Annotated in this window: 22 protein-coding genes; 10 read left to right on the plus strand and 12 right to left on the minus strand. The window is 74.4% G+C overall.

What is annotated here, in order from left to right:
- The coding region (locus AC2CHG_RS20445) for an ATP-dependent helicase C-terminal domain-containing protein (protein ID WP_484525355.1) at positions 1–1,030 on the plus strand (1,030 nt) is incomplete at its 5' end.
- A 3-nt stretch (positions 1,031–1,033) separates the two neighbouring features.
- Here the strand turns inward: AC2CHG_RS20445 and AC2CHG_RS20450 are convergent.
- Positions 1,034–1,759, minus strand: a complete 726-nt coding sequence (locus AC2CHG_RS20450; protein WP_262012305.1) for a PP2C family protein-serine/threonine phosphatase — start codon at positions 1,757–1,759, stop codon at positions 1,034–1,036.
- 214 nt (positions 1,760–1,973) lie between these two features.
- Here AC2CHG_RS20450 and AC2CHG_RS20455 point away from each other — a divergent pair, with 214 nt between their 5' ends.
- Positions 1,974–4,580, plus strand: a complete 2,607-nt coding sequence (locus AC2CHG_RS20455; RefSeq protein ID WP_262012304.1) for a glycoside hydrolase family 9 protein — start codon at positions 1,974–1,976, stop codon at positions 4,578–4,580.
- A 44-nt stretch (positions 4,581–4,624) separates the two neighbouring features.
- On the plus strand, positions 4,625–4,945 hold the full coding sequence (locus tag AC2CHG_RS20460; protein ID WP_262012303.1) for a DMT family transporter: 321 nt from the start codon (positions 4,625–4,627) through the stop codon (positions 4,943–4,945).
- On the opposite strand, the gene AC2CHG_RS20465 is transcribed toward AC2CHG_RS20460, so the two are convergent.
- Entirely contained in the window at positions 4,923–5,465 is a 543-nt protein-coding gene (locus AC2CHG_RS20465; protein ID WP_484525356.1) for a DinB family protein, read from the minus strand. The two genes, AC2CHG_RS20460 and AC2CHG_RS20465, sit on opposite strands and share 23 nt — an antisense overlap.
- A gap of 370 nt (positions 5,466–5,835) precedes the next feature.
- Positions 5,836–6,360 (minus strand): GNAT family N-acetyltransferase, encoded by a 525-nt coding sequence (locus AC2CHG_RS20470; RefSeq protein ID WP_357208624.1) that lies wholly within the window; start codon positions 6,358–6,360, stop codon positions 5,836–5,838.
- 187 nt (positions 6,361–6,547) lie between these two features.
- Between AC2CHG_RS20470 and AC2CHG_RS20475 the strand changes: the two genes are divergently transcribed.
- Positions 6,548–7,795 carry an MFS transporter gene (locus AC2CHG_RS20475; RefSeq protein ID WP_357208621.1) on the plus strand — a complete coding sequence of 416 codons (1,248 nt, stop codon included), beginning with the start codon at positions 6,548–6,550 and terminating at the stop codon, positions 7,793–7,795.
- A 23-nt stretch (positions 7,796–7,818) separates the two neighbouring features.
- On the plus strand, positions 7,819–8,352 hold the full coding sequence (locus tag AC2CHG_RS20480; RefSeq protein WP_262012299.1) for a GNAT family N-acetyltransferase: 534 nt from the start codon (positions 7,819–7,821) through the stop codon (positions 8,350–8,352).
- A 1-nt stretch (position 8,353) separates the two neighbouring features.
- On the opposite strand, the gene AC2CHG_RS20485 is transcribed toward AC2CHG_RS20480, so the two are convergent.
- From AC2CHG_RS20485 to AC2CHG_RS20505, 5 genes are read right to left on the minus strand one after another with little or no spacing between them, the layout of a single operon-like run.
- Positions 8,354–8,611 (minus strand): UBP-type zinc finger domain-containing protein, encoded by a 258-nt coding sequence (locus tag AC2CHG_RS20485; RefSeq protein WP_262012298.1) that lies wholly within the window; start codon positions 8,609–8,611, stop codon positions 8,354–8,356.
- On the minus strand, positions 8,608–10,188 hold the full coding sequence (locus tag AC2CHG_RS20490) for a Na+/H+ antiporter (protein ID WP_262012297.1): 1,581 nt from the start codon (positions 10,186–10,188) through the stop codon (positions 8,608–8,610). The genes AC2CHG_RS20485 and AC2CHG_RS20490 overlap by 4 nt, the downstream gene beginning before the upstream one ends.
- A gap of 37 nt (positions 10,189–10,225) precedes the next feature.
- Complete coding sequence (locus AC2CHG_RS20495) at positions 10,226–11,191, minus strand: TIGR03885 family FMN-dependent LLM class oxidoreductase (RefSeq protein WP_484525357.1); 966 nt, start codon at positions 11,189–11,191, stop codon at positions 10,226–10,228.
- Between the two features lie 41 nt (positions 11,192–11,232).
- A complete protein-coding gene (locus tag AC2CHG_RS20500) occupies positions 11,233–12,645 on the minus strand; it encodes an NADP-dependent succinic semialdehyde dehydrogenase (RefSeq protein ID WP_484525358.1) in 1,413 nt (470 codons plus the stop codon).
- Positions 12,646–12,657: 12 nt separating this feature from the next.
- Positions 12,658–12,921, minus strand: a complete 264-nt coding sequence (locus tag AC2CHG_RS20505) for a DUF6343 family protein (protein ID WP_262012294.1) — start codon at positions 12,919–12,921, stop codon at positions 12,658–12,660.
- Positions 12,922–13,083: 162 nt separating this feature from the next.
- Here AC2CHG_RS20505 and AC2CHG_RS20510 point away from each other — a divergent pair, with 162 nt between their 5' ends.
- Positions 13,084–13,677 carry an antibiotic biosynthesis monooxygenase gene (locus tag AC2CHG_RS20510; RefSeq protein WP_262012293.1) on the plus strand — a complete coding sequence of 198 codons (594 nt, stop codon included), beginning with the start codon at positions 13,084–13,086 and terminating at the stop codon, positions 13,675–13,677.
- Between the two features lie 100 nt (positions 13,678–13,777).
- A complete protein-coding gene (locus AC2CHG_RS20515; protein WP_355507665.1) occupies positions 13,778–14,632 on the plus strand; it encodes a GDSL-type esterase/lipase family protein in 855 nt (284 codons plus the stop codon).
- On the opposite strand, the gene AC2CHG_RS20520 is transcribed toward AC2CHG_RS20515, so the two are convergent.
- From AC2CHG_RS20520 to AC2CHG_RS20530, 3 genes are all read right to left on the minus strand, one after another.
- Complete coding sequence (locus AC2CHG_RS20520) at positions 14,609–15,352, minus strand: EcsC family protein (protein WP_355507663.1); 744 nt, start codon at positions 15,350–15,352, stop codon at positions 14,609–14,611. The two genes, AC2CHG_RS20515 and AC2CHG_RS20520, sit on opposite strands and share 24 nt — an antisense overlap.
- 40 nt (positions 15,353–15,392) lie before the next feature.
- The gene (locus AC2CHG_RS20525) at positions 15,393–15,539 is read right to left on the minus strand and encodes a hypothetical protein (protein WP_166456378.1); all 147 of its coding nucleotides are present in this window, start codon (positions 15,537–15,539) and stop codon (positions 15,393–15,395) included.
- Between the two features lie 92 nt (positions 15,540–15,631).
- Complete coding sequence (locus AC2CHG_RS20530) at positions 15,632–16,477, minus strand: peptidase M23 (protein WP_484525359.1); 846 nt, start codon at positions 16,475–16,477, stop codon at positions 15,632–15,634.
- Between the two features lie 393 nt (positions 16,478–16,870).
- Between AC2CHG_RS20530 and AC2CHG_RS20535 the strand changes: the two genes are divergently transcribed.
- The 3 genes from AC2CHG_RS20535 to AC2CHG_RS20545 are packed head-to-tail and all read left to right on the plus strand — an operon-like array spanning position 16,871 to position 18,966.
- Positions 16,871–17,791 carry a proteasome assembly chaperone family protein gene (locus AC2CHG_RS20535; RefSeq protein ID WP_135239297.1) on the plus strand — a complete coding sequence of 307 codons (921 nt, stop codon included), beginning with the start codon at positions 16,871–16,873 and terminating at the stop codon, positions 17,789–17,791.
- 37 nt (positions 17,792–17,828) lie between these two features.
- On the plus strand, positions 17,829–18,626 hold the full coding sequence (locus AC2CHG_RS20540) for an exodeoxyribonuclease III (RefSeq protein ID WP_262012289.1): 798 nt from the start codon (positions 17,829–17,831) through the stop codon (positions 18,624–18,626).
- Between the two features lie 25 nt (positions 18,627–18,651).
- Entirely contained in the window at positions 18,652–18,966 is a 315-nt protein-coding gene (locus AC2CHG_RS20545) for an antibiotic biosynthesis monooxygenase family protein (RefSeq protein WP_018784922.1), read from the plus strand.
- 99 nt (positions 18,967–19,065) lie between these two features.
- Here the strand turns inward: AC2CHG_RS20545 and AC2CHG_RS20550 are convergent, their stop codons facing one another.
- Positions 19,066–19,770, minus strand: coding sequence for a class F sortase (locus AC2CHG_RS20550; protein ID WP_484525360.1), 705 nt, complete (start codon positions 19,768–19,770; stop codon positions 19,066–19,068).
- Positions 19,771–20,114 lie beyond the last annotated feature (344 nt).

Consider the following 20,114-nt stretch of genomic DNA (forward strand, 5'->3'; position numbering starts at 1 on the left):
CCTGCGCGCCGCCCTGCCCGCCGACGGCGCGGCCGAGCGGGGGCGCCTGCCGGACGATCTGGCCGCGGGGCTGCTCGCCGGACTGGCGTACCCGGAACGGCTGGCTCGGGCACGGCGGCCGGGCGGGTCCGCGTACCTGATGGCCGGCGGCACCGCCGCGGAGCTGGCGCCCGGGTCGGGCCTGACCGGAGCGGCGTGGCTGGCCGTCGCGGTCGCCGACCGCTCCCCCGGCGCGCCCGCCGCCCGGGTACGGCTCGCCGCGCCGATCGACGAGGCGACCGCCCGGGAGGCCGGGGCGGCGCTGCTGGACACCGGGCGGGAGGTGGCCTGGTCCGGCGGGGAGGTGGTGGCCCGCGAGGTGGTCCGGCTCGGCGCCGTCGAACTGGTCGACCGGCCGCTCACCGCGCCGGACCCGGAGCTGGTCGCGGCGGCGCTGCTGGACGGGCTGCGGCAGGAGGGACCGGGCCTGCTGCGCTGGACGCCGGAGGCGACCGGGCTGCGCCGCCGGCTGGCGTTCTGCCGCCAGGCGCTCGGCGGCGACTGGCCGGACGTCTCCGACGCGGCGCTGCTCGCCGAGGCGCCCGTCTGGCTGGGCCCCGAGCTGGCCCGCGCCCGGCGCCGGGCCGACCTGCACCGGGTGGACGTGGCGGCGGCGCTGCGGCGGCTGCTGGACTGGCGGCAGGCGGCGCGGCTGGACGAGCTGGCCCCGGAGCGCCTGGAGGTGCCCAGCGGCTCGCGGATCCGGGTCGACTACACCGACCCGGCCGCGCCGGTGCTGGCGGTCAAGCTCCAGGAGACGTTCGGCTGGCGGGACGTGCCGCGCATCGCCGACGGGCGGGTGCCGGTGCTGCTGCACCTGCTCTCCCCCGCCGGGCGGCCGGTGGCGGTCACCGCCGACCTGGCCTCGTTCTGGCGCACCGGCTATCAGCAGGTACGGGCGGAGCTGCGCGGACGCTACCCGCGCCATCCGTGGCCGGAGGACCCGACCACCGCCGAGCCGACCCGAAGGGCCGCTCCGCGGCGGCGGTGAGGGCTACTCCTCGACGACGTCGGCGATCACGACGGTGATGTTGTCCGGGCCGCCGGCCCGCAACGCCAGGTCGATCAGCCGGGCCGCGCAGGCGTCGCGTTCCAGCTGCTCGCCGAGCACCTCGGTGAGCGTGTCCGCGCGCACCACGTTGGAGAGGCCGTCGCTGCACAGCAGCCAGCGGTCACCGGCCCGGGGCACCATCGTGGCGTACGACGGGGAGACCTCGTCGCCCTGCAACGCCTGGGTCACCACCGCCCGCCGGGGATGGCTGCTGGCCTGCTCGGCGGTGATGACGCCCTGATCGACGAGCATCTGCACGAACGTGTCGTCGCGGGTGACCTGCTTGAGCACGCCCTCGCGGTACAGGTAGGCCCGGGAGTCGCCGACGTGCGCCAGCGCGAGGCAGCTGCCGGTACGGGCGAACAGCAGCGCGGTGAGCGTGGTGCCCATGCCCTGACGCTCCGGGTCCTCCTCGACGGCCTGACGGATCCGCGCGGTGGCCAGCTCGATCCCGCCCTGAAGCGCGGCGACGAGCGCGTCCTCCGGCGTCTCCACGTCCAGCGGGGCGACCGCGTCGATGGCGATGCGGCTGGCCAGGTCGCCGGCCGCCATGCCGCCCATGCCGTCGGCGACCGCGACCAGCCAGGCGCCCGAGTGCTGCGCGTCCTGGTTACCGCTGCGGATCAGCCCACGGTCGCTCGCTCCGACGGAACGAAGCTTCAGGGTCATGGGTCGCAGCCTGCCAGGTCGAGGGCTCGGATGTCTCTAGGAGATCACTGACATCGTACGTGGCGCGCCGAATCGCACCGCGCCCGGGCGCACGCGCCTCATCGGGCCGGATCGATTGACAGCGACGGAACGCGGTGGAAACATCGGGCTGATATTGGGAGCGCTCCCAGCCCTCCCGGTCTCCCCACCACCCCCGAGCACGGAAGGAACCTCCGTGACCCGATCCCGTCGTCGGCTCGCCGCGCTCGCGGCCACCACGCTGGCGCTCACCGGCCTCACCGCCGGTCCGGCGAGCGCCGAGGTGCCGCCGGACGCCCCCGAACAACTGCGCAACGGCGACTTCAGCGCCGGCGTCTCCCCCTGGTTCTCCTACGGCACCGGCGACCTCGCAGTCGTCGACGGCCGGCTCTGCACCTCCGTCGCGGCGGGTACCGCCAACCCGTGGGACGCCGGCATCGGCCAGGACGCGGTGCCGCTGACCCAGGGCGCCGAGTACGAGCTGTCCTTCGACGTCTCCGCGACCCCCGGCGCGGCCGTCAAGGCGGTGCTCCAGCTCGGCAGCGCCCCCTACACCACGTACGCGAGCGTCGACGCGACCGCCACCGGCACCGCGAAGCACGTCACCACCACGTTCACCTCCCCGGCCGACAACCCCACCGCCCAGCTGATCTTCCAGGTCGGCGGCAGCGCCCAGGCGCAGACGTTCTGCCTGGACAACGTGTCGCTGCGCGGCGGGGAGCCGGCGCCGCCGTACGAGCCGGACACCGGGCCCCGGGTCCGGGTCAACCAGGTCGGCTACCTGCCCGGCGGCCCCAAGCACGCCACAGTGGTCACCGAGGCCACCGACGCGCTGCCCTGGCAGCTCAAGTCGGCCGGCGGCGCGGTGGTCGCCAGCGGGCAGACCACGCCGCGCGGCACCGACGCCGCCTCGGCGCAGAACGTGCAGACGGTCGACTTCTCCGCGTACCGCACGCCGGGCACCGGCTACACGCTGACCGTGGACGGCGAGACCAGCCACCCGTTCGACATCTCCGGCGCGCTCTACGACCGGCTGCGCGCCGACTCGCTGCAGTTCTTCTACGCCCAGCGCAGCGGCATCGAGATCGACGGCGACCTGATCGGCGAGGAGTACGCCCGCCCGGCCGGCCACCTCGGCGTCGAGCCCAACCAGGGTGACACCGACGTGCCGTGCCAGGCCGGCGTCTGCGACTACTCGCTGGACGTGCGCGGCGGCTGGTACGACGCGGGCGACCACGGCAAGTACGTCGTCAACGGCGGCATCGCCGCCTACCAGCTGCTGAGCACGTTCGAGCGGACCAAGACGGCCGAGACCGCCGCCGGCGGCGCCGCCCTGGGCGACTCGACGCTGCGGCTGCCCGAGCGCGGTAACGACGTGCCGGATGTGCTCGACGAGGCCCGCTGGGAGGTGGAGTTCCTGCTGCGCATGCAGGTGCCGGCGGGCAAGCCGCTGGCCGGGATGGTCCACCACAAGATCCACGACCGGAACTGGACCGGCCTGCCGTTGCAGCCCCAGGACGACCCGCAGCCGCGTGAGCTGCACGCGCCGTCCACCGCCGCCACGCTGAACCTGGCCGCCGTCGCGGCGCAGTGCCAGCGGCTGTACGCCCCGTACGACGCCGCGTTCGCCGCGCGCTGCGGCACCGCCGCGAAGACCGCGTACGCGGCGGCCAAGGCGCACCCGGCGATCTACGCCTCGGCCAGCGACGGCACCGGCGGCGGGGCGTACGACGACACGAACGTCACCGACGAGTTCTACTGGGCCGCTGTCGAGCTGTGGCTGACCACCGGCGACAAGGCGTACCTGGCCGACGTCACCGGCTCGCCGCTGCACACCGCCGACGTGTTCGCCCCGAACGGCGCGTTCGGCTGGCAGAGCGTCGCCGCGCTGGGCCGCCTCGACCTGGCCACCGTGCCGAACACGCTGCCCGCCGAGGAGAAGACCCGCATCCGCGAGTCGGTCACCGCCGCCGCCGACAGCTACCTGGCCACGATCGCCGGCCAGGCGTACGGGCTGCCGTTCCCGGGCAGCGCCGACGCGTACGTCTGGGGCAGCAACAGCAACCTGGTGAACAACGCGATCGTGCTCGCCACCGCGTTCGACCTGAGCCGGGACGCGAAGTACCGGGACGGCGCGGTGCAGGCCGCGGACTACCTGTTCGGCCGCAACGCGCTGAACATGTCGTACGTGACCGGGTGGGGTGAGCAGCACGCCCGCAACCAGCACAGCCGCATCTTCGGCAACCAGCTGAACCCGGACCTGCCGAACCCGCCGGCCGGTTCGCTCGCCGGAGGTCCGAACGCCGCGCTCCAGGACCCGTTCGCGGCGAACCTGCTCGCCGGGTGCGCGCCGATGTTCTGCTACGTCGACGACATCAACTCGTACGCGACGAACGAGGTGGCGATCAACTGGAACTCGGCGCTGGCCTGGCTCGCGTCGTTCCTGGCCGACCAGGGTGACGCCGGCGCGGTGCCCGCGCCGTCCTGCGCGGTCACCTACACCACGCACGGGAGCTGGCCGTCCGGCTTCACCACCCAGGTGACGGTGCGCAACACCGGCACGACGGCGGTGAACGGGTGGAGCCTGCGCTGGGCGTTCCTCGGCGACCAGAAGGTGGGCCACTCGTGGTCGGCGCAGCTCGGCCAGAGCGGCGCCACGGTCACCGCGAAGAACCTGTCCTGGAACGCGAAGCTGGCGCCGGGCGCGTCCACCACGTTCGGCTTCAACGGGACCGCCTCCCGGTTCCCCAACCCGGATCCGGGGCTGGTCACCCTGAACGGAAAGGCCTGCACGGTCTCCTGACCGAGCTGACCGGACGCCATCGCAGGACCGGGTACGGTCCTGCGATGGCGTACCTGTTCCTGCTCGGCGCGATCACCGCCGAGGTGATCGGCACCAGTCTGCTCAAGGCCACCGACGGCTTCACCCGGCTCTGGCCCACACTGGGCCTGGCGGTGGCGTACCTGTCCGCGTTCGGGCTGCTCTCGCTGGCCGTGAGGGACATCCCGGTCGGCGTCGCGTACGCGGTCTGGTCCGGCCTCGGCACGGCCGCCATCATGGCGATCGGCGCGGCGTTCCTGGGTGAGCCGCTGAGCGTGACCAAGGTGATCGGCGCGGGGCTGGTCATCGCCGGGGTGGTGGTGCTCAACCTCGGCGGCGCCCACTGAGCCCGGCCGCTCGCAGCAGCCGGAGCTGGCCGATCTCGGCCACGTTCTTCATCAGCTCGGCGTTCACCCAGGCGGCCAGGTCCGCGACGGTGAGCCCGGCGTCGGCGGGCCAGGGGTACGCGGACGGCCGGTCCAGGTCGTCCGCGGTCAGCCCGTTCAGCGTGTCCGTCCACTCCGACCGCAGCTCCCGCAGCCAGGCGACTGTCTCATCGCCCGGTCCGGGCCAGCGGATGTCGTCGCGTTCCCGCGCCGGCCGCTGCCGCACGTGGTCGGCCGCGGCCGACCACCACCAGCCGATGTGCCAGGTCAGCCACGCGATCGTGGGCGCGGGCACCGGGTCCGGCTCGGTGTCGGCCCAGTCGGGGCGCCACCCGCCGGCCTGGTCCCGACGCATGGTCCAGCAGAGCGCGGCCGGCTCCCAGAGGAAGTCCGCCGGCTCCAGCCGGTCGAGGTGGTATTCGGCGAGCGCCCAGGTCAGGTCGAACTGCCGGCGCAGCAGGGCGGGCACGGAGGCGGGCACCGCGCGATCGTGGCACGGCCCGAGCCCTCGGTCGACCGGTTAACCGCTCCGGGCGCCTCGCGACCGGGCACCTCGCCGACGTGCCGCCCACCGGCCGAGCCCTCGCGCCCTCCGCCCTCCACCCGACCTTCGCCCGACGTGTCGCTCCGCACGACCTCCGCCCGACCCCCGCCCGGCCTTCGCCCGGCCGCCGTCCGACGTGTCGCTCCGCCCGGCGTGTCGCTCCGAAACGAGGGGACAGCCCGAAAGCGATATGACTCTCGGGCATAAATATGCCCGAGAGTCATATCGCTCGAAGCCTTACCCTTCTCGAGAACCACCGACGGCGGTCGTGACGCGCGCGCGGACCAGCCTCGTCGGCACGCCGCAGTCAGGTACGCGTGCGGGAGACGGGGCGGCGCATCGCCATCCGCTCGGCCGGGTCGAGGCCCAGCGCCGCCTCGGCGGCCAGCAACTCGACCAGCCCTGGCGTCAACTCCGTGCCGCTCAGCTCCCGGAACCCGCACCGCCCGTAGTAGGGCCCGTTCCACGGCACCGAGCGGAACGTGGTCAACGTCAGCGCGGGCAACCCCTGCGACGACGCCCACCCCGCCACCCGGTCGAGCAGACGCCGCCCGATGCCACGCCGGGCGTACGCCGGGTCGACGCTGAGCTGCTGCACGTGCGCCGCGCCGTCGACCAGGTCGGCCAGCACGAACGCGATCGGGCGGTCGGCCAGGTCGGTCGCCACCCACAGCCGGCCGGCGCGCTGCCCGGCGGCCAGCGCCTCCACCGGCAGCGGCGGCATGTCGGCCACCAGGGTCATGCCGATCTCCCGGAACGGGGCGCCGGAGGCCACCTCGATCCGCTGCACCTCGGTCAGCTCATCGGCCCGGGCGATCCTGCTGTGCTCCACGGCGCCGACCCTGGCAGAGCGGGGACCGGCGGGCGAGCGGATTTCCCGTACCCCGGTGTTCGGGCGGTGACCAGCGGCGGCGCTGCCCCGGCCGGCTCGCGGTGTGACGGGCGTCGCCCCGATCGGGGCTCCGGACCTGCCGGAACGGCCCTAGCGTCGACCGCATGGCCCCCGCCGGACCCCGCTGATGGGACGCGTCTCGCCGCTCCCGCCGCCCGGGCCGCTGCGCACCCTCGCGTACGCCACGCTGGTGAACACCGTCGGCGCGGGACTGTGGCTGGCGGGCGGGGCCCTCTACCTGACCCGGGACGTGGGCCTCTCCGCGACTTCGGTGGGCGCCGGGCTCACCGTCGCCGGGCTGGTCGGCCTGACCGCGAGCGTGCCGCTGGGCGCGCTGGCGGACAGGTGGGATCCGCGTACGCTCCGGGCCGCCCTCCAGGTGGGTCAGGCGGTCGCCGCGCTGGCGTACCTGCTGGTCGGCTCGTTCCCGGCGTTCCTGGCGGTGGCGGTGCCGGAGGCGCTGCTCGCGGCCGGCAACCTGGCGGTACGGGCGGCGCTCGTCGCGGCGGTCGGCGGTCCGGACGGCCGGGTGCACGCGTTCGCCACGCTGCGGGCGGTGGCGAACCTGGGCATCACCGTCGGCACCGCGCTGGCCGGGATCGCGCTCGCCGTGGACACGCACCGGGCCTACCAGGTGCTCGTCGTGGGCAACGCGGCCAGCTACCTGCTCTCGGCGGCGCTGCTGCTACGGCTGCCACCCCAGCCGACCGCGGCCGACGCGCGACACACGCCGGCCACGCTGCGGCGCGGCGGACCGCTGCGGGACGGGCGGTTCCTCGCGGTCAGCGGCGTCTCGGCGGTGCTCAGCACGCACGTGACGGTGCTCGTGCTCGTCGTGCCGCTGTGGACGGTGGACCGAGCCGGCGCGCCGCCACCCGTGGTGTCGGCGGTGCTGCTGGCGAACACGGTCCTCACCGTGCTGCTCGCGGTCCGGCTGAGCCGGGGCGCCGAGCGGGCGGCGCCGGCCGCCCGGAAGCTGCGCCGGGCCGGGCTGGTGCTCGCGGCGGCGACACCGCTGTACGCGGCGACGGCCGGCCTGCCGGTGCTCCCGGCGGTCGTCCTGCTGCTCGTCGCGACGGCGGTGTGGACGGTGGGCGACCTGTGGCACGGCGCGGCCGGCGCGGGCCTCGCCTACGACCTGGCCCCGCCCGGCGCGATCGGCGCCTACCAGGGCGCGGACGGCCTGCTCGCCGGGCTGGCCCAGGCGCTCGGCCGGGGCCTGCTCACGCTGCTGGTGCTCGGAGGCGGTCCGGTCGGCTGGCTGGTGCTCGGCGGGATCCTCGCCGCCGCCGGGCTGGCCGCCCCGGCGCTGGCCCGCCGGGCGATCGCGAACCGGCGGGCACCGGAACCGCGGCCTGCCGGTGTGCCGGGGTGAGCCGCATGTAGCAGCATGGCGGGATGACCGACCAGCAGAGCATCACCATCCGCCCGGGTGGACCCGGCGACGCCCCGACGCTGCTGCGGCTGCTCGACAGCGCCACCGCCTGGCTGGCCGAACTGGGGCGTACCGACCAGTGGGGCACCGAGCCGGCGTCGATCGACCCGCGCCGCATCGCCCAGGCCGACGCGTGGGCGGCCGGGAACGGCCTGTACCTCGCCGAGATCGACGCGACGGTGGCCGGCGCGCTGGTGGTGGGCGTGGCGACCGACTATGTGCCGCCCGCCACCGAGCCGGAGTTGTACGTGAACCTGCTGGTCACCGACCGCGCGTATGCGGGGCGCGGCGTGGGGGCGCGGTTGCTGGCGTACGCGGCGGAACTGGCCCGCGAACGCGGCGTCGGCCTGCTGCGGGTGGACTGCTTCCGCAGCCCCGACCGGGCGCTCGTGCGGTTCTACGAGGGCTGCGGGTTCACCGCCACCGAGCCGTTCACCGTGGAGCGGCCGGGCCGCCCGACGTGGACCGGGCAGGTGCTGGAGCGCCGGGTCGGCTGAGTCAGCCGATCTCCTCGTCCACGAAACACCAGCGCCACGACTCCCCCGGCTGGACCGACCGCATCACCGGGTGCCCGCTCGACTCGAAGTGCTTCGTGGCGTGCTGGTACGGCGACGAGTCGCAGCAGCCCACGTGCCCGCAGGTCAGGCAGGCGCGCAGGTGCACCCAGTCGGGGTTGCCGATGGCCACGCAGTCCGGGCACTCGGTCGTGGTGCCGGGCTCGGCGGTGCCCGCCTCGGCCAGGTGCTGGCAGCTCATTCGACGACCTCCTGTCGCAGCATGGACTCCTCCAGATCCAGATCACGGTAGGCGCGGGTGAGCACCTCCTCCGGGATCCGGCCGGAGTCGCGGGCGGCCCGGAACACCTCCCGCTCCGCGTCGATCATCTCCTGCCGCAGGCGCGCGTACGCCTGGGAGGGGGTTTCCCGTTCGGTGCCGCCGAGCCGCTCCCAGGCCAGGTTGGCCCGGGAGGTGGTCAGCCCGCGCAGGCGTTCCACCACCGCCTCCGGCGCGCCCTCGGCCAGTTCGTCGAGGCGTTCCCGGGCGGCCCGGCTGGCCCGCTGCTGCACCCCGGCGGCGGACAGCGCGTCCTGCACCGGGTCGTCCGCGGGCAGCCGCAGCCGCCGGGCCACCCAGGGCAGCGTGGCGCCCTGCCCGACGAGCGTCGCGACGATCACCGCGAAGGCCAGCCAGATGAGCAGCGCACGCGGGTACGGCGCGTCGCCGGCCAGCGTGAGCGGCAGGCCCAGCGCGGCGGCTAGCGTCACCACGCCCCGCATGCCGGCCCAGCCGATGACGACGGGGAACTGCACCGGCGGCGCCGGGTCGCGCTGCCGGATCCGGGGCACCAGCCGGGCCAGGTAGGTGGCCGGGAACACCCAGACGAACCGGGACAGGAAGACGGCGGCCAGCACCGCCGCGGTGATCGCGGCCAGCGAGCCGATCGGCTCGTCGAGGTCGCGTACCACCTCCGGCAGTTGCAGGCCGACCAGCAGGAACACCAGTCCTTCGAGCAGGAACCGGATCAGCCGCCAGAACGCGGTCACCTGGAGCCGGGAGGCGGCCGACAGCAGCGTGGGCAGCTTGTGGCCGATGCCGAGGCCGGTCACCACCACCGCGACCACGCCGGAGGCGTGGATCTCCTCGGCGGCGAAGACCACGGCGAACGGCACGATCAGCGACAGCGCGTTGTCCAGCACCGGGTCGGTGATGCGCTTGTGCAGGTAGCCGAAGACCACCACGCCCAGCAGGCCGACCAGGATGCCGCCGCCGGCCGCGACGACCACCTCGCGGGCCACGTCGCCGACGCCGACGCCGCCGGTGGTGGCGGTCGCGGCGACGATCGCCACCCGCAGCAGCACCAGCGCGGTGGCGTCGTTGACCAGGCTCTCGCCCTCCAGGATGGTGACGACCCGCCGGGGCAGGCCGACCCGCCGGGCCACCGCGGTGGCGGCGACCGCGTCCGGCGGCGCCACCACCGCGCCGAGCGCCAGGCAGATCGCGTACGGCAGTTCGGGCAGGAACCAGTGCACGACGGTGCCCACCGCGAACGCGGTGAAGACGACCAGCCCGACGGCGAGCAGCAGGATCGGCCGCAGGTTGAGCCGGAACGCCGGCACCGACGTCTCCAGCGCCGCCACGTAGAGCAGCGGCGGCAGGATGCCCACCAGCACCAGGTCCGGGTCCAGCCGCACGTGCGGGAAGAACGGCAGGTAGGACAACGCGAGGCCGAGCACCACCAGCAGGATCGGCGCGAGCAGGCCGAGCCGGCGGGCCAGCGCCGCACCGAAGGTCGCGATGGCCAGGAAGACCACGACCTCGAACAGAGCATCCACGAACGCCGAGCCTAAGCGCCGACGGGCAGATGTGTGATCAGGCGGCGGAGCGCAGCTTCGGCAGCACCTCGGCGCCGAACGTGTCGATGAACGCGCGCTGCTCCTGCCCGACGTGGTGCAGCGCGATCTGGTCGAAGCCCAGCGCCACGTACTCCTCCAGCCAGCCGATGTGCCGGCCCAGGTCGGCGGAGACGTTCACGGTCTCGGCGACCTTCGACATCGGCACGTCGGCGCTCGCCACGTCGAAGTGCTCGGGGGTCTCCAGGTCCCAGCAGACCGGCGGCGCGAACACGTTGCTGCGCCACTGCTCGTACGCGATCGCCTCGGCCTGCTCCTGCTCGGGCGCCCAGCTCACGTGCACCTGGAGGTGCAGCGGGCCTCGTCCGCCCGCGTCCCGGTAGGCGTCGATCATCCGCCGCAGGTGCTCGACCGGCGCGTTGACGGTGATCAGTCCGTCCGCCCACTCGGCGCACCAGCGCGCGGTGGCGACGCTGACCGCGGCGCCGACCAGGGCGGGCGGCTCCTCCGGCCGGGTCCACAGCTTCGCCCGGTCCACTGTGACGAGCCCGTCGTGGCTGACCTCCTCGCCGGCCAGCAGCGCCCGGATCACGTCGACGCACTCACGCAGCCGGGCGGTACGGATGTCCTTGCGCGGCCAGACCTCGCCGGTGACGTGCTCGTTCGAGGCCTCGCCGGTGCCCAGCGCGGCCCAGAACCGGCCCGGGTACATGGCGCCGAGTGTGCCGATGGCCTGCGCGATGATCGCCGGGTGGTAGCGCTGGCCGGGCGCGTTCACCACGCCGAAGGACAGGTTCGTGGCCTGGAGCGCGGCACCGAGCCAGGACCAGGCGAACCCGGACTGGCCCTGCCGCTCGCTCCACGGCGAGAAGTGGTCGGAGCACATGGCCGCGTCGAAGCCGGCGCGCTCGGCGTGGATCACCGCCTCCAGCAGCCGGGCCGGGTGGATCTGCTCGTGGGATGCGTGGAAGCCGAACGCCGTCATGGTGGGCTTTCCTACCCGTGACGGCGTCCGGCCAATCGCGTCTACTCGGAGTGCGCGCCGGCGCCCGCGCCGGCCTCGCCCTCGCCGATCCACACGGTCTTGGTGTTGCAGAACTCGCGCATGCCGGCGGCGGACAGCTCGCGGCCGTACCCGGAGTTCTTCACGCCGCCGAACGGCAGCTCCGGATAGGACGTGGTCATGCCGTTTATGAACACGTTGCCGGCGTCCAGGTCGACGGTGAAGCGCTCCTGCTCGGCCGGGTCGTTGGTCCAGGCGTTTGAGCCGAGGCCGAAGCTGGTGCCGTTGGCGACGGCGATCGCCTCGTCGTACGAGCCGACCCGGTAGAGCCCGGCGACCGGCCCGAACACCTCCTCGGACCACATCCGCATCTCCGGACGCAGGTCGGTGACCACAGTCGGCGGGTAGTACCAGCCGTCCCCGGCCGGCTTCTCGCCGCCGCAGAGCACCGTCGCGCCCTGGTCCACCGCGTCGGTGACCTGGGCGTGCACCTCGTCGCGGCCGCGCTCGCTGGCCAGCGGGCCGACGTCGGTGCCGTCGTCCATCGGGTCGCCGACCCGCAGCGCCGCCATCCGGGCGGCGAACTTCTCGGCGAACGCGTCGAACACGTCGGTGTGCACGATGAACCGCTTCGCGGCGATGCAGGACTGCCCGTTGTTCTGGCAGCGGGCGGTGGTGGCGACCTCGGCGGCGGTGTCCAGGTCGGCCGAGGGCATCACCACGAACGGGTCGCTGCCGCCCAGCTCCAGCACCGTCTTCTTGATCTCCCGGCCGGCGATCTGGGCGATGGACCGGCCGGCCGGCTCGCTGCCGGTGAGCGTGGCGGCGCGCACGCGGGGGTCGCTGAGGATCCGGTCGACCGCGTCGGAGCCGACCAGCAGCGTGGTGAACGCGCCCTCTCCGAAACCGGCCCGGCGGAACAGGTCCTCCAGGTAGAGCGCGGTCTGCGGCACGTTCGAGGCGTGCTTGAGCAGGCCGGTGTTGCCCGCCATCAGGGCCGGGGCGGCGAACCGCATCACCTGCCACAGCGGGAAGTTCCACGGCATCACCGCGAGCACCGGGCCGATCGGCTGGTAGCGCACGTATGCCCGCTTCGCCTTGACCGCGGCGGCGTCGGCCGGCTCGTCCGCGAGCATCCGGGGCGCGTTCTCCGCGTAGAAGCGGCAGGCGGTGGCGCACTTGGTGACCTCCGCCTTCGCGGCGGCGTACGTCTTGCCCATCTCGGTGGTCATCAGCCGGGCCGTCTCGTCGCGCTCGGCGTCGAGCAGGTCGGCGGCGGCGACGAGCCACCGGGCCCGCTGCGCGATGGTGGTGTCGCGCAACTGCCGGAAGGCGAGGTCGGCCCGCTCGATCGCGGCGTCGATCTGCTCGTCCGACATCGCCTCGTACGTCTTGAGCACCTGTCCGGTGGCGGGATTGGTGGTGGCGATGGGCATCTCGTACTCCTGTCACTCGAACAGCGAGTGCCGCACGCCCGGTTCCTCCCGGCGGCGCGCGGCGCGGCGGCGCTGGATCACGACCAGGTCGACCACCGCCACCACGGCGAGCAGCGCGCAGACGACACCCAGCCAGGCGATGTTCGCGGCGAACGCGAGCACCGCGAAGACGGTCATCACGACCAGACCGAACGTGGCGAGCGCGAGCCGCAGGTTCAGGGCGCTGTTCGCGTGGCCGACCGTGCCGCGGGCACGGCGGGGCTGTGATCGGGTCATTCCTGGGGCCTACCCCGGCACGGGCGGGGATAACCGGCCGGGGCGGGAACGCCGGTGATCCGGGACACCCGGCGGGCAGGCGCCGGATGCGCCCGGACAGCGGGTGCGTTACATCGTGGCGCCGGTACCGGCGGAGATCCCGCGGACGGTGGAGAGGATGGCATGACCACGACGCAGGCCGTACCCGTTACCGTCGCCGTGTCCCGGCGCGCCGACCCGGCGCGTACCGACGAGGTGGTGGCGTGGATGCGGGCCGGGACGGCGCTCGCGGAGAGCTTCCCGGGCTTCCTCGGCGCCGGTTTCGTCCGTAGCGCGCCCGGTTCCGGTGAGTGGCACGTGATGTACCGCTTCGCCGACGCGGACACGCTGCGCGACTGGGAGGACTCGCCGCAGCGGCGCTGGTGGCTCAGCTCGGCGCAGGGCATGGTCGAGCACACCCGGGTCGAGCGGCGTACCGGCATCGAGGGCTGGTTCGACCCGCCGGTGGACCACGTGGTCGAGACGTTCGGCGAGCCGGAACCGGCCGCGCCGCCGCGCTGGAAGCAGGCGGTCACGATCTGGCTGGCGTTCTTCCCACTCAGCCTGGCCGCCACGCTGCTGACCACCCGGTTCCTCGCCGGCGTGCCGCTGGCCGGCCGGACGCTGCTGATGACGCTCGTGCTCACCCCGCTGATGACCTACCTGGTGCTGCCCCGGATCACCCGGGCGCTGCACCGGTGGCTGCACGGCCGGCCTGCGCCGACACGACAGATGTGAACGACAGTGGTCGATGCCCGATAGCCGACAGAACCGCCCACCGGGGCCCCGCCGGGGCATAGGGTCGACGCGCCCGTTGCCGCCGCCGGACGGGGGACCGATGAGACGCTGGATCGCCGCGCTGGCCTGCCTGGCGGCGCTCGTCGCGCTGGCCTGTGACGGCTCCGGCGAGGCGTCACCCCGGCCGTCCGGCACACCCGCCCCCGGCGAACCCCGGGTGCTGGTCGCGCTCGGCGACTCGGTCAGCACCGGCTACGGCTCCTGCCTGGTGCTGGTGAGCTGCGAACGCAACTCCTGGTCGACCGGGGACGGCCTGCGGGTGGAGAGCCTCTACCGGCGGCTGCGCGCCGACGCGCCGGGGCTGCGGGCGTACAACCGGGCGGTGCCCGGGGCCCGCGCGGCCGCGCTGACCGGCCAGGCCCGGTCGGCGGTACGCGACAAGGCCGACCTGGTCACCGTGCTGATCGGGGCGAACGACGCCTGCCGGGGCGACGTCGACGACATGACGCCGGTCGCCACCTTCCGCGACCAGGTCGACGCGGCGCTGGGCGTGCTGCGCGAGGGCCGGCCGAAGGCCCGGGTGCTGGTGGTCAGCATCCCGGACCTGTACCGGCTCTGGCAGATCGGGCACACCGAGCCCCGCGCCGTGCGGGCCTGGTCGCGGGGCGTCTGCCCGTCGCTGCTCGCAGGCGCCACGTCGACCGCACCCGCCGCGGTGGCCCGCCGGGCCCGCGTCAAGGACCGGATCGAGGCGTACGACGGGCAACTGCGCGCCGCCTGCCGGGCGTACGGGTCGCGCTGCCGGTGGGACGGCGGCGCGGTGCACCGCCACCGCTTCACCCTGGATCAGGTCAACGCGCTCGACTGGTTCCACCCGAACGCGACCGGGCAGGGCCGGCTGGCCGAGGTGGCCTGGAACGCCTCCGGCTGGTCAGGGCTGACGCGGGCCCGGTAGCTGCCGGGGACCGCCGGCGCGGTAGAGGGCACGCGTACGGTCGGCCAGTTCCTTGGTGGCCGCCGAGTTGGCCCAGGTGCCGAGCACGATCGCGGCGCCCGGCACGACCTTGGCGAACATCCGCTTGGCGGCACGTACCCCGGCCATCCGGGCCAGCCGGACCCCGAGCTGGAGCATCACCCGGCCCAGCGCCCGGTCACCGGCGGAGCCGAACAGGGCACCGGCGCGCTCCCGGCCGGCGGCCACGCCGAGCGCGAGACGGGCCGTCTCGGCGACCTTGTGCACCCGCTGGAGCACCAGCAGGTCGGTGGCCCGGTCCGGGTGCGCCGGGTCGACGCCGTAGGCGGCCGCGACGTGCAGCACCAGCCGGGCCTGGGTCCAGGCCAGCACGCCCACGTCGATCACCGCGCCGGGCAGCCCGGCCGCGCCGGACACCGCACCGGAGAGCCGGGCGTGGTTGACGAACTTGCGGACCGCCTGGTCGGCCAGGTGCTCCGGCGGGGCGTCCGGCCGCAGCGCCCGTTCCCGGGCGGCCCACTGCGCGGCCTCCGGGCCGAGCCGGCGTACCGCCTCCAGGGCCAGGTGCTCCGGCGCGTACTGCGGGTCGTCCCGCATCCGGTCCCACAGCTTGGCCGGTGGCGCCTCGGGCGCCTCCACCGGCGGGACGGGGGCGGTGGGGACGGCGTTGGGCTCCCCGTCGACGGGGGCGGGGTCGGTCACGAAGGGCTCCGGAGGGCTCGTGCGGCGGGGGTGACGCGGGTCAGCGCCGGCGCGACTGCAGCCGGGTCGCGATCTGCCGCAGCCGGGCCTGGTTCTCCGGCTTCGACATCTCACGCCGGCCGCGGTCGACCAGCTGCTGGCCTCGCGGCGACCGCAGGAAGGCGGTGATCCGTTGCATCAGCGACATGGTGTCCTCCGTCCGCGGTCCCCTTCATGTGTACCTGGGACCGGCAAGCCCCTGATACCCGAATCGGCCCTTCGGCAACCACCCCGTCCGGGTCAGCCCAGGATCTCGGCCACCACCTTGCCGGCGCGCCACTCGTGCTGGGCGTACGCGTCGGGGAACGCCGAGATCTGCACCGCCTGGGCGGCCACCGAGAGCGGCAGGCTCTGCCAGCCGGGGATCTCGGCCAGCGCGGACAGGAACGCCTTCGTCGCGTACTCCGGGTCCATCAGCTGCTCGACGGTGCCCCAGCCGCTGCTCGGGCGCTGCTGGAACAGTCCGACCGAGTCGTGGTCCCAGCCGATCGCCTGGTGCGGGTAGTTCTGCGACTCGGGCAGCACGCCGCTGGCGTAGTTGAGCAGGGTGCTCTCCTGCATGGCAGTGGCCACCGCGATGACCAGGGCGCGGCGCGGCATGCCCATCTCCTTGCCGGCCTGCACGATCTTCTTCGCGTTGTTCATCTGGGTGCGGTCCAGGCCGGCGACCGGGACGATCTGCCGGACGGTCTTCTTCGGCTTGGGCTTCGTGGTCGCCTTGGGGCTCGCCGTCGCGGACGGGGTGGCGCTGGGGGTGGCGGGGGCGGTGCTCGGCCGGGCCATGGCCCGGGAGGCCGGGTCGACCGCCGCGCGCTCGGCGACCTCCGCCGAGGGCGCCGGGGTGGCGGCGCGGTCCGGGGCGCCGAAGCCGGCCTGGCTGACGCCGACCAGGCCGAGGCAGCAGGCGGCGCCGGTGGCGACCGCCAGCTTCGTCCGGCCGGGCCGGGGGTTCGTGGGTGCCCAGAAGCGGGTACGCCGGACCAGTCCCTGGAGCATCGTCGAACGGTTGGTGGAGGGGGTATCGTCCGAACGGTCAGCCGGGCGGCCGGAGCCGAACGGGTCGTCGAGGTTGCCGTCGTTACGCATCCGACGAGGCTAGGCAGGGCAAACCGGGATCACCCAGGCCGAAAGGGTGGCCCTCGCCACACTTTGGCCACTCCGAAGCGGACGGCCCTCCCCAGCGCGGGCCGCCGGCCCACGGACCTCGGGAACCGGACAAATCACCCGGGCGACGGCGCGCGCGGCGGCGCGGGCAGGAACGCCGCAGACCTCCCGGTCCCGCCCGATGATCGACTAACTCGTCCGTTCGGACGATCCGGATATGGGTCGCCGGACCGGGGCGTAGCCGAATCGTGATCATCATCCGGGCATCGGACGTGGCCGTAACGGAATGGACCACCCACCCCGGTACGTTTGCCGAACCGGGGAGTCCGCACACTCGGCGCTCCCCCGCACGCGTCGACAGGGAGGACCCCACCGGTGCTCGATCCACACGAGCTCTACGAACTCACCGACGAGCTGCCCGAGCTCGGCCAGCCGGTGCTGATCCAGGCGCTCACCGGCTTCGTCGACGCCGGCAACGCCACCCGGCTGGCCCGGGAACAGCTGCTCACCTCGCTCGACGCCCAGGTCGTCGCCCGCTTCGACGTGGACCAGGTCTTCGACTACCGCTCCCGCCGCCCGGTGATGACGTTCGTCGAGGACCACTGGGAGTCCTACGACGCCCCGGCGCTGGAGCTGCACCTGCTGCGCGACGACGACGAGACCCCGTTCCTGCTGCTCACCGGCCCCGAACCGGACCTGCAGTGGGAGCGTTTCGTGGCCGCCGTCGCCGGGCTCAGCGCCCGCCTCGACGTCCGGCTCACCGTCGGGCTCAACTCGATCCCGATGGCGGTGCCGCACACCCGGCCCAGCGGCGTCACCGCGCACGCCACCCGCAAGGAACTGATCGCCGGGCACGAGCCGTGGCTGCAGAAGGTGCAGGTGCCGGCCGGCGTCGGTCACCTGCTGGAGTACCGCCTCGGCGAGCAGGGGCGCGACGCCCTCGGCTTCGCCGCGCACGTGCCGCACTACGTGGCCCAGGCCGAGTACCCGGCCGCCGCCGAGGCGCTGCTGTCCGCCGTGTCCCGCAGCACCGGCCTGCTGCTGCCAGTCGAGGCGCTGCGGACCGCGGCCGAGGCGGTCCGGGTGGAGATCGACCGCCAGGTCACCCAGACCGAGGAGGCGGCGACGCTGGTCCAGGCGCTGGAGGAGCAGTACGACGCGTTCGCCCGCGGCCGGGGCGAGAAGAGCCTGCTCGCCGGCGAGACCGGGCCGCTGCCCACCGCCGACGAACTCGGCGCCGAGCTGGAACGCTTCCTCGCCGAGCAGACCCGCCCCGGCGACACCCCGGAGCGCTGAGGCGGCGGGGCGGGCGGCGATGCGGCAGGCTGGGGACATGCGCCTGGCGACCTGGAACGTCAACTCGGTGAAGGCCCGCCTGCCCCGGCTGCTCGACTGGCTGGCCACCACGAAACCCGACGTCGTGTGCCTGCAGGAGACCAAGTGCCCCGACGGGGCGTTCCCGGTCGCCGAGGTGGGCGAGCTGGGCTACGAGGTGGCCAGCCACAGCGACGGGCGATGGAACGGCGTCGCCGTGCTGTCCCGGGTCGGGCTGGCCGACGTGACTGTCGGCTTCCCCGGCGAACCCGGGTTCCCCGAGCCCGAGGCCCGCGCCATCTCGGCCACCTGCGACGGGCTGCGGGTCTGGTCGGTATACGTGCCGAACGGCCGCGCGCCGGACGACCCGCACTACGCGTACAAGCTGGCCTGGTTCGCGGCGCTGCGCGACGCCCTCGAACCGGAGGTGGCCGGCGCGCTGCCGGTGGCCGTCTGCGGAGACTTCAACGTGGCGCCCACCGACGCGGACGTCTGGGACCCGGCGCTGTTCGTCACCTCCACCCACGTCACCCCGGCCGAGCGGGCCGCCCTGGCCGCGCTGCGCGACCTGGGACTGGAGGACGTGGTGCCGACGCCGATGAAGGGGCCGCACCCGTTCACGTACTGGGACTACCGGGCCGGGATGTTCCACCAGAACAAGGGCATGCGGATCGACCTGGTGTACGCGAGCGCGTCGTTCGCCCGCGCGGTCCGTTCCGCGTACGTGGACCGGGAGGCCCGCAAGGGCAAGGGCCCCTCCGACCACGCCCCGATCGTGGTCGACGCGGACCTGGCACCGGTCGTCGAGACGTTCTGAGCGCGGCGCTGGTTAGGGTGGACACATGGCTGTCGTGAAGATCAACGCGATCGACGTCCCGTCCGGCGCCGGCGAGGAGCTGGAGAAGCGGTTCGCGGCCCGGGCCGGCGCGGTGGAGAACTCCCCCGGCTTCCTCGGCTTCGAGTTGCTGCGCCCGGTCGCCGGGGACACCCGCTACTTCGTGTACACGCGCTGGGAGAGCGAGGAGGCCTATCAGGCGTGGGCGCAGGGCCCGTCCCGGGCCGCGCACGCCGAGGGCGGCGAACCCCGCAAGCCCGTCGCCACCGGCGCCACCCTGCTGGAGTTCGAGGTGGTCCAGCAGGTCCCCGCGAAACCCTGACTTTCTTTCAGTCGATCATGAAGTTGGCGGCACTCACCGTCCGTTTTGTCACCGCAAACCTCATGATCGACGCGCTCGGGCCGGGCCGGGCGGGAGCGGTCAGCGGGTGAGGGACGCGAAGACGATCACGTTGTCCTGGTAGCCGGTACGGCCGCCCACCCACTCGCCGCCGCACGTGATCAGGCGCAGCTCGGCCGGGCCGGAGTCGCCGTAGACCCGGGCGGCGGGCAGGTTCGACTTGTCGAAGTACTCGACGCTGTCCACCTTGAAGCTCACCACGCTGCGGTCGGCGCGGGTCACCTGGATCCGGGCGCCCGGCTTGAGCGAGCGCAGCCGGTAGAAGACGGCCGGGCCGCTCTTGGTGTCGACGTGGCCCACGATGATCGCCCGGCCCGGGTCGCCGGGCACCGCTCCCCTGTCGTACCAGCCGGTCTGGTCGTGCTCGGTCAGCGGCGGTACGTCCACCGAGCCGTCCTTCGCCTGCCCGACCGGGGTCACCGGCGCGTTGACCTTGATGGCCGGCACGGCCAGGCGTACCGGCCGGCTCGCCGGCTTCCGGACCGGCGCGGCAGCACTCGCCGGGGCCGCCGCACCCGACCCGGTCGACCGGCTCGACTCGGTGGACGCGTCGGCGAAGTCGAACGGCCCGGCCGTGCGCCCGAGGCCGGCCCCGGTGGCGAACACGCCGACCAGCACCAGCACCACTGCCAGCGGCTTCGACCAGGAGCCCCGGCCCCGGTCCCCCCTGCCCGGCGGCGCCGGTGGCGGTTCGACAGGCGGCGGCCCGGCGGGCCGGGGGCGCAGGGCCGGCGGATCGGCGGACGGCGGGTACCACGGTCGCGACGCGGCGGGCGGCGGCACCCACGGCCGCGCCCCGGAGACCGGCACGGCCGACGACCCGGTCCCGGCGGTCGGTCCCGTCCCGGCGGTCGGTCCCGTCCCGGCGGTCGGACCCGTCCCGGCAGCCGGCCTGTCCCCCGAGCGCGGGCCGGTCCGGGGCGCGGCGGCCGGATCAGCCCTGGAGAACCGGGCCGCCTCGGCAGGCGGGCCGGCCCGGGACGGGCGGGCGGTGGCGGCCGGTGGCGCGAGCGAGGGCGACGGCCGTCCCCTTCCCCCAGATGGAGGCGGGATTCCTGCCGGTGGGACGG

Source organism: Micromonospora sp. ATLC20, from assembly GCF_057196585.1.

Coding starts and splice junctions, on each gene's coding strand:
- AC2CHG_RS20500 (WP_484525358.1), bottom strand. CDS start 12,645: ATGCCCATCGCCACCACCAATCCCGCCACCGGACAGGTGCTCAAGACG.
- AC2CHG_RS20460 (WP_262012303.1), top strand. CDS start 4,625: ATGGCGTACCTGTTCCTGCTCGGCGCGATCACCGCCGAGGTGATCGGC.
- AC2CHG_RS20530 (WP_484525359.1), bottom strand. CDS start 16,477: ATGCGTAACGACGGCAACCTCGACGACCCGTTCGGCTCCGGCCGCCCG.
- AC2CHG_RS20505 (WP_262012294.1), bottom strand. CDS start 12,921: ATGACCCGATCACAGCCCCGCCGTGCCCGCGGCACGGTCGGCCACGCG.
- AC2CHG_RS20525 (WP_166456378.1), bottom strand. CDS start 15,539: ATGTCGCTGATGCAACGGATCACCGCCTTCCTGCGGTCGCCGCGAGGC.
- AC2CHG_RS20545 (WP_018784922.1), top strand. CDS start 18,652: ATGGCTGTCGTGAAGATCAACGCGATCGACGTCCCGTCCGGCGCCGGC.
- AC2CHG_RS20485 (WP_262012298.1), bottom strand. CDS start 8,611: ATGAGCTGCCAGCACCTGGCCGAGGCGGGCACCGCCGAGCCCGGCACC.
- AC2CHG_RS20515 (WP_355507665.1), top strand. CDS start 13,778: ATGAGACGCTGGATCGCCGCGCTGGCCTGCCTGGCGGCGCTCGTCGCG.
- AC2CHG_RS20450 (WP_262012305.1), bottom strand. CDS start 1,759: ATGACCCTGAAGCTTCGTTCCGTCGGAGCGAGCGACCGTGGGCTGATC.
- AC2CHG_RS20475 (WP_357208621.1), top strand. CDS start 6,548: ATGGGACGCGTCTCGCCGCTCCCGCCGCCCGGGCCGCTGCGCACCCTC.
- AC2CHG_RS20540 (WP_262012289.1), top strand. CDS start 17,829: ATGCGCCTGGCGACCTGGAACGTCAACTCGGTGAAGGCCCGCCTGCCC.
- AC2CHG_RS20510 (WP_262012293.1), top strand. CDS start 13,084: ATGACCACGACGCAGGCCGTACCCGTTACCGTCGCCGTGTCCCGGCGC.
- AC2CHG_RS20495 (WP_484525357.1), bottom strand. CDS start 11,191: ATGACGGCGTTCGGCTTCCACGCATCCCACGAGCAGATCCACCCGGCC.
- AC2CHG_RS20480 (WP_262012299.1), top strand. CDS start 7,819: ATGACCGACCAGCAGAGCATCACCATCCGCCCGGGTGGACCCGGCGAC.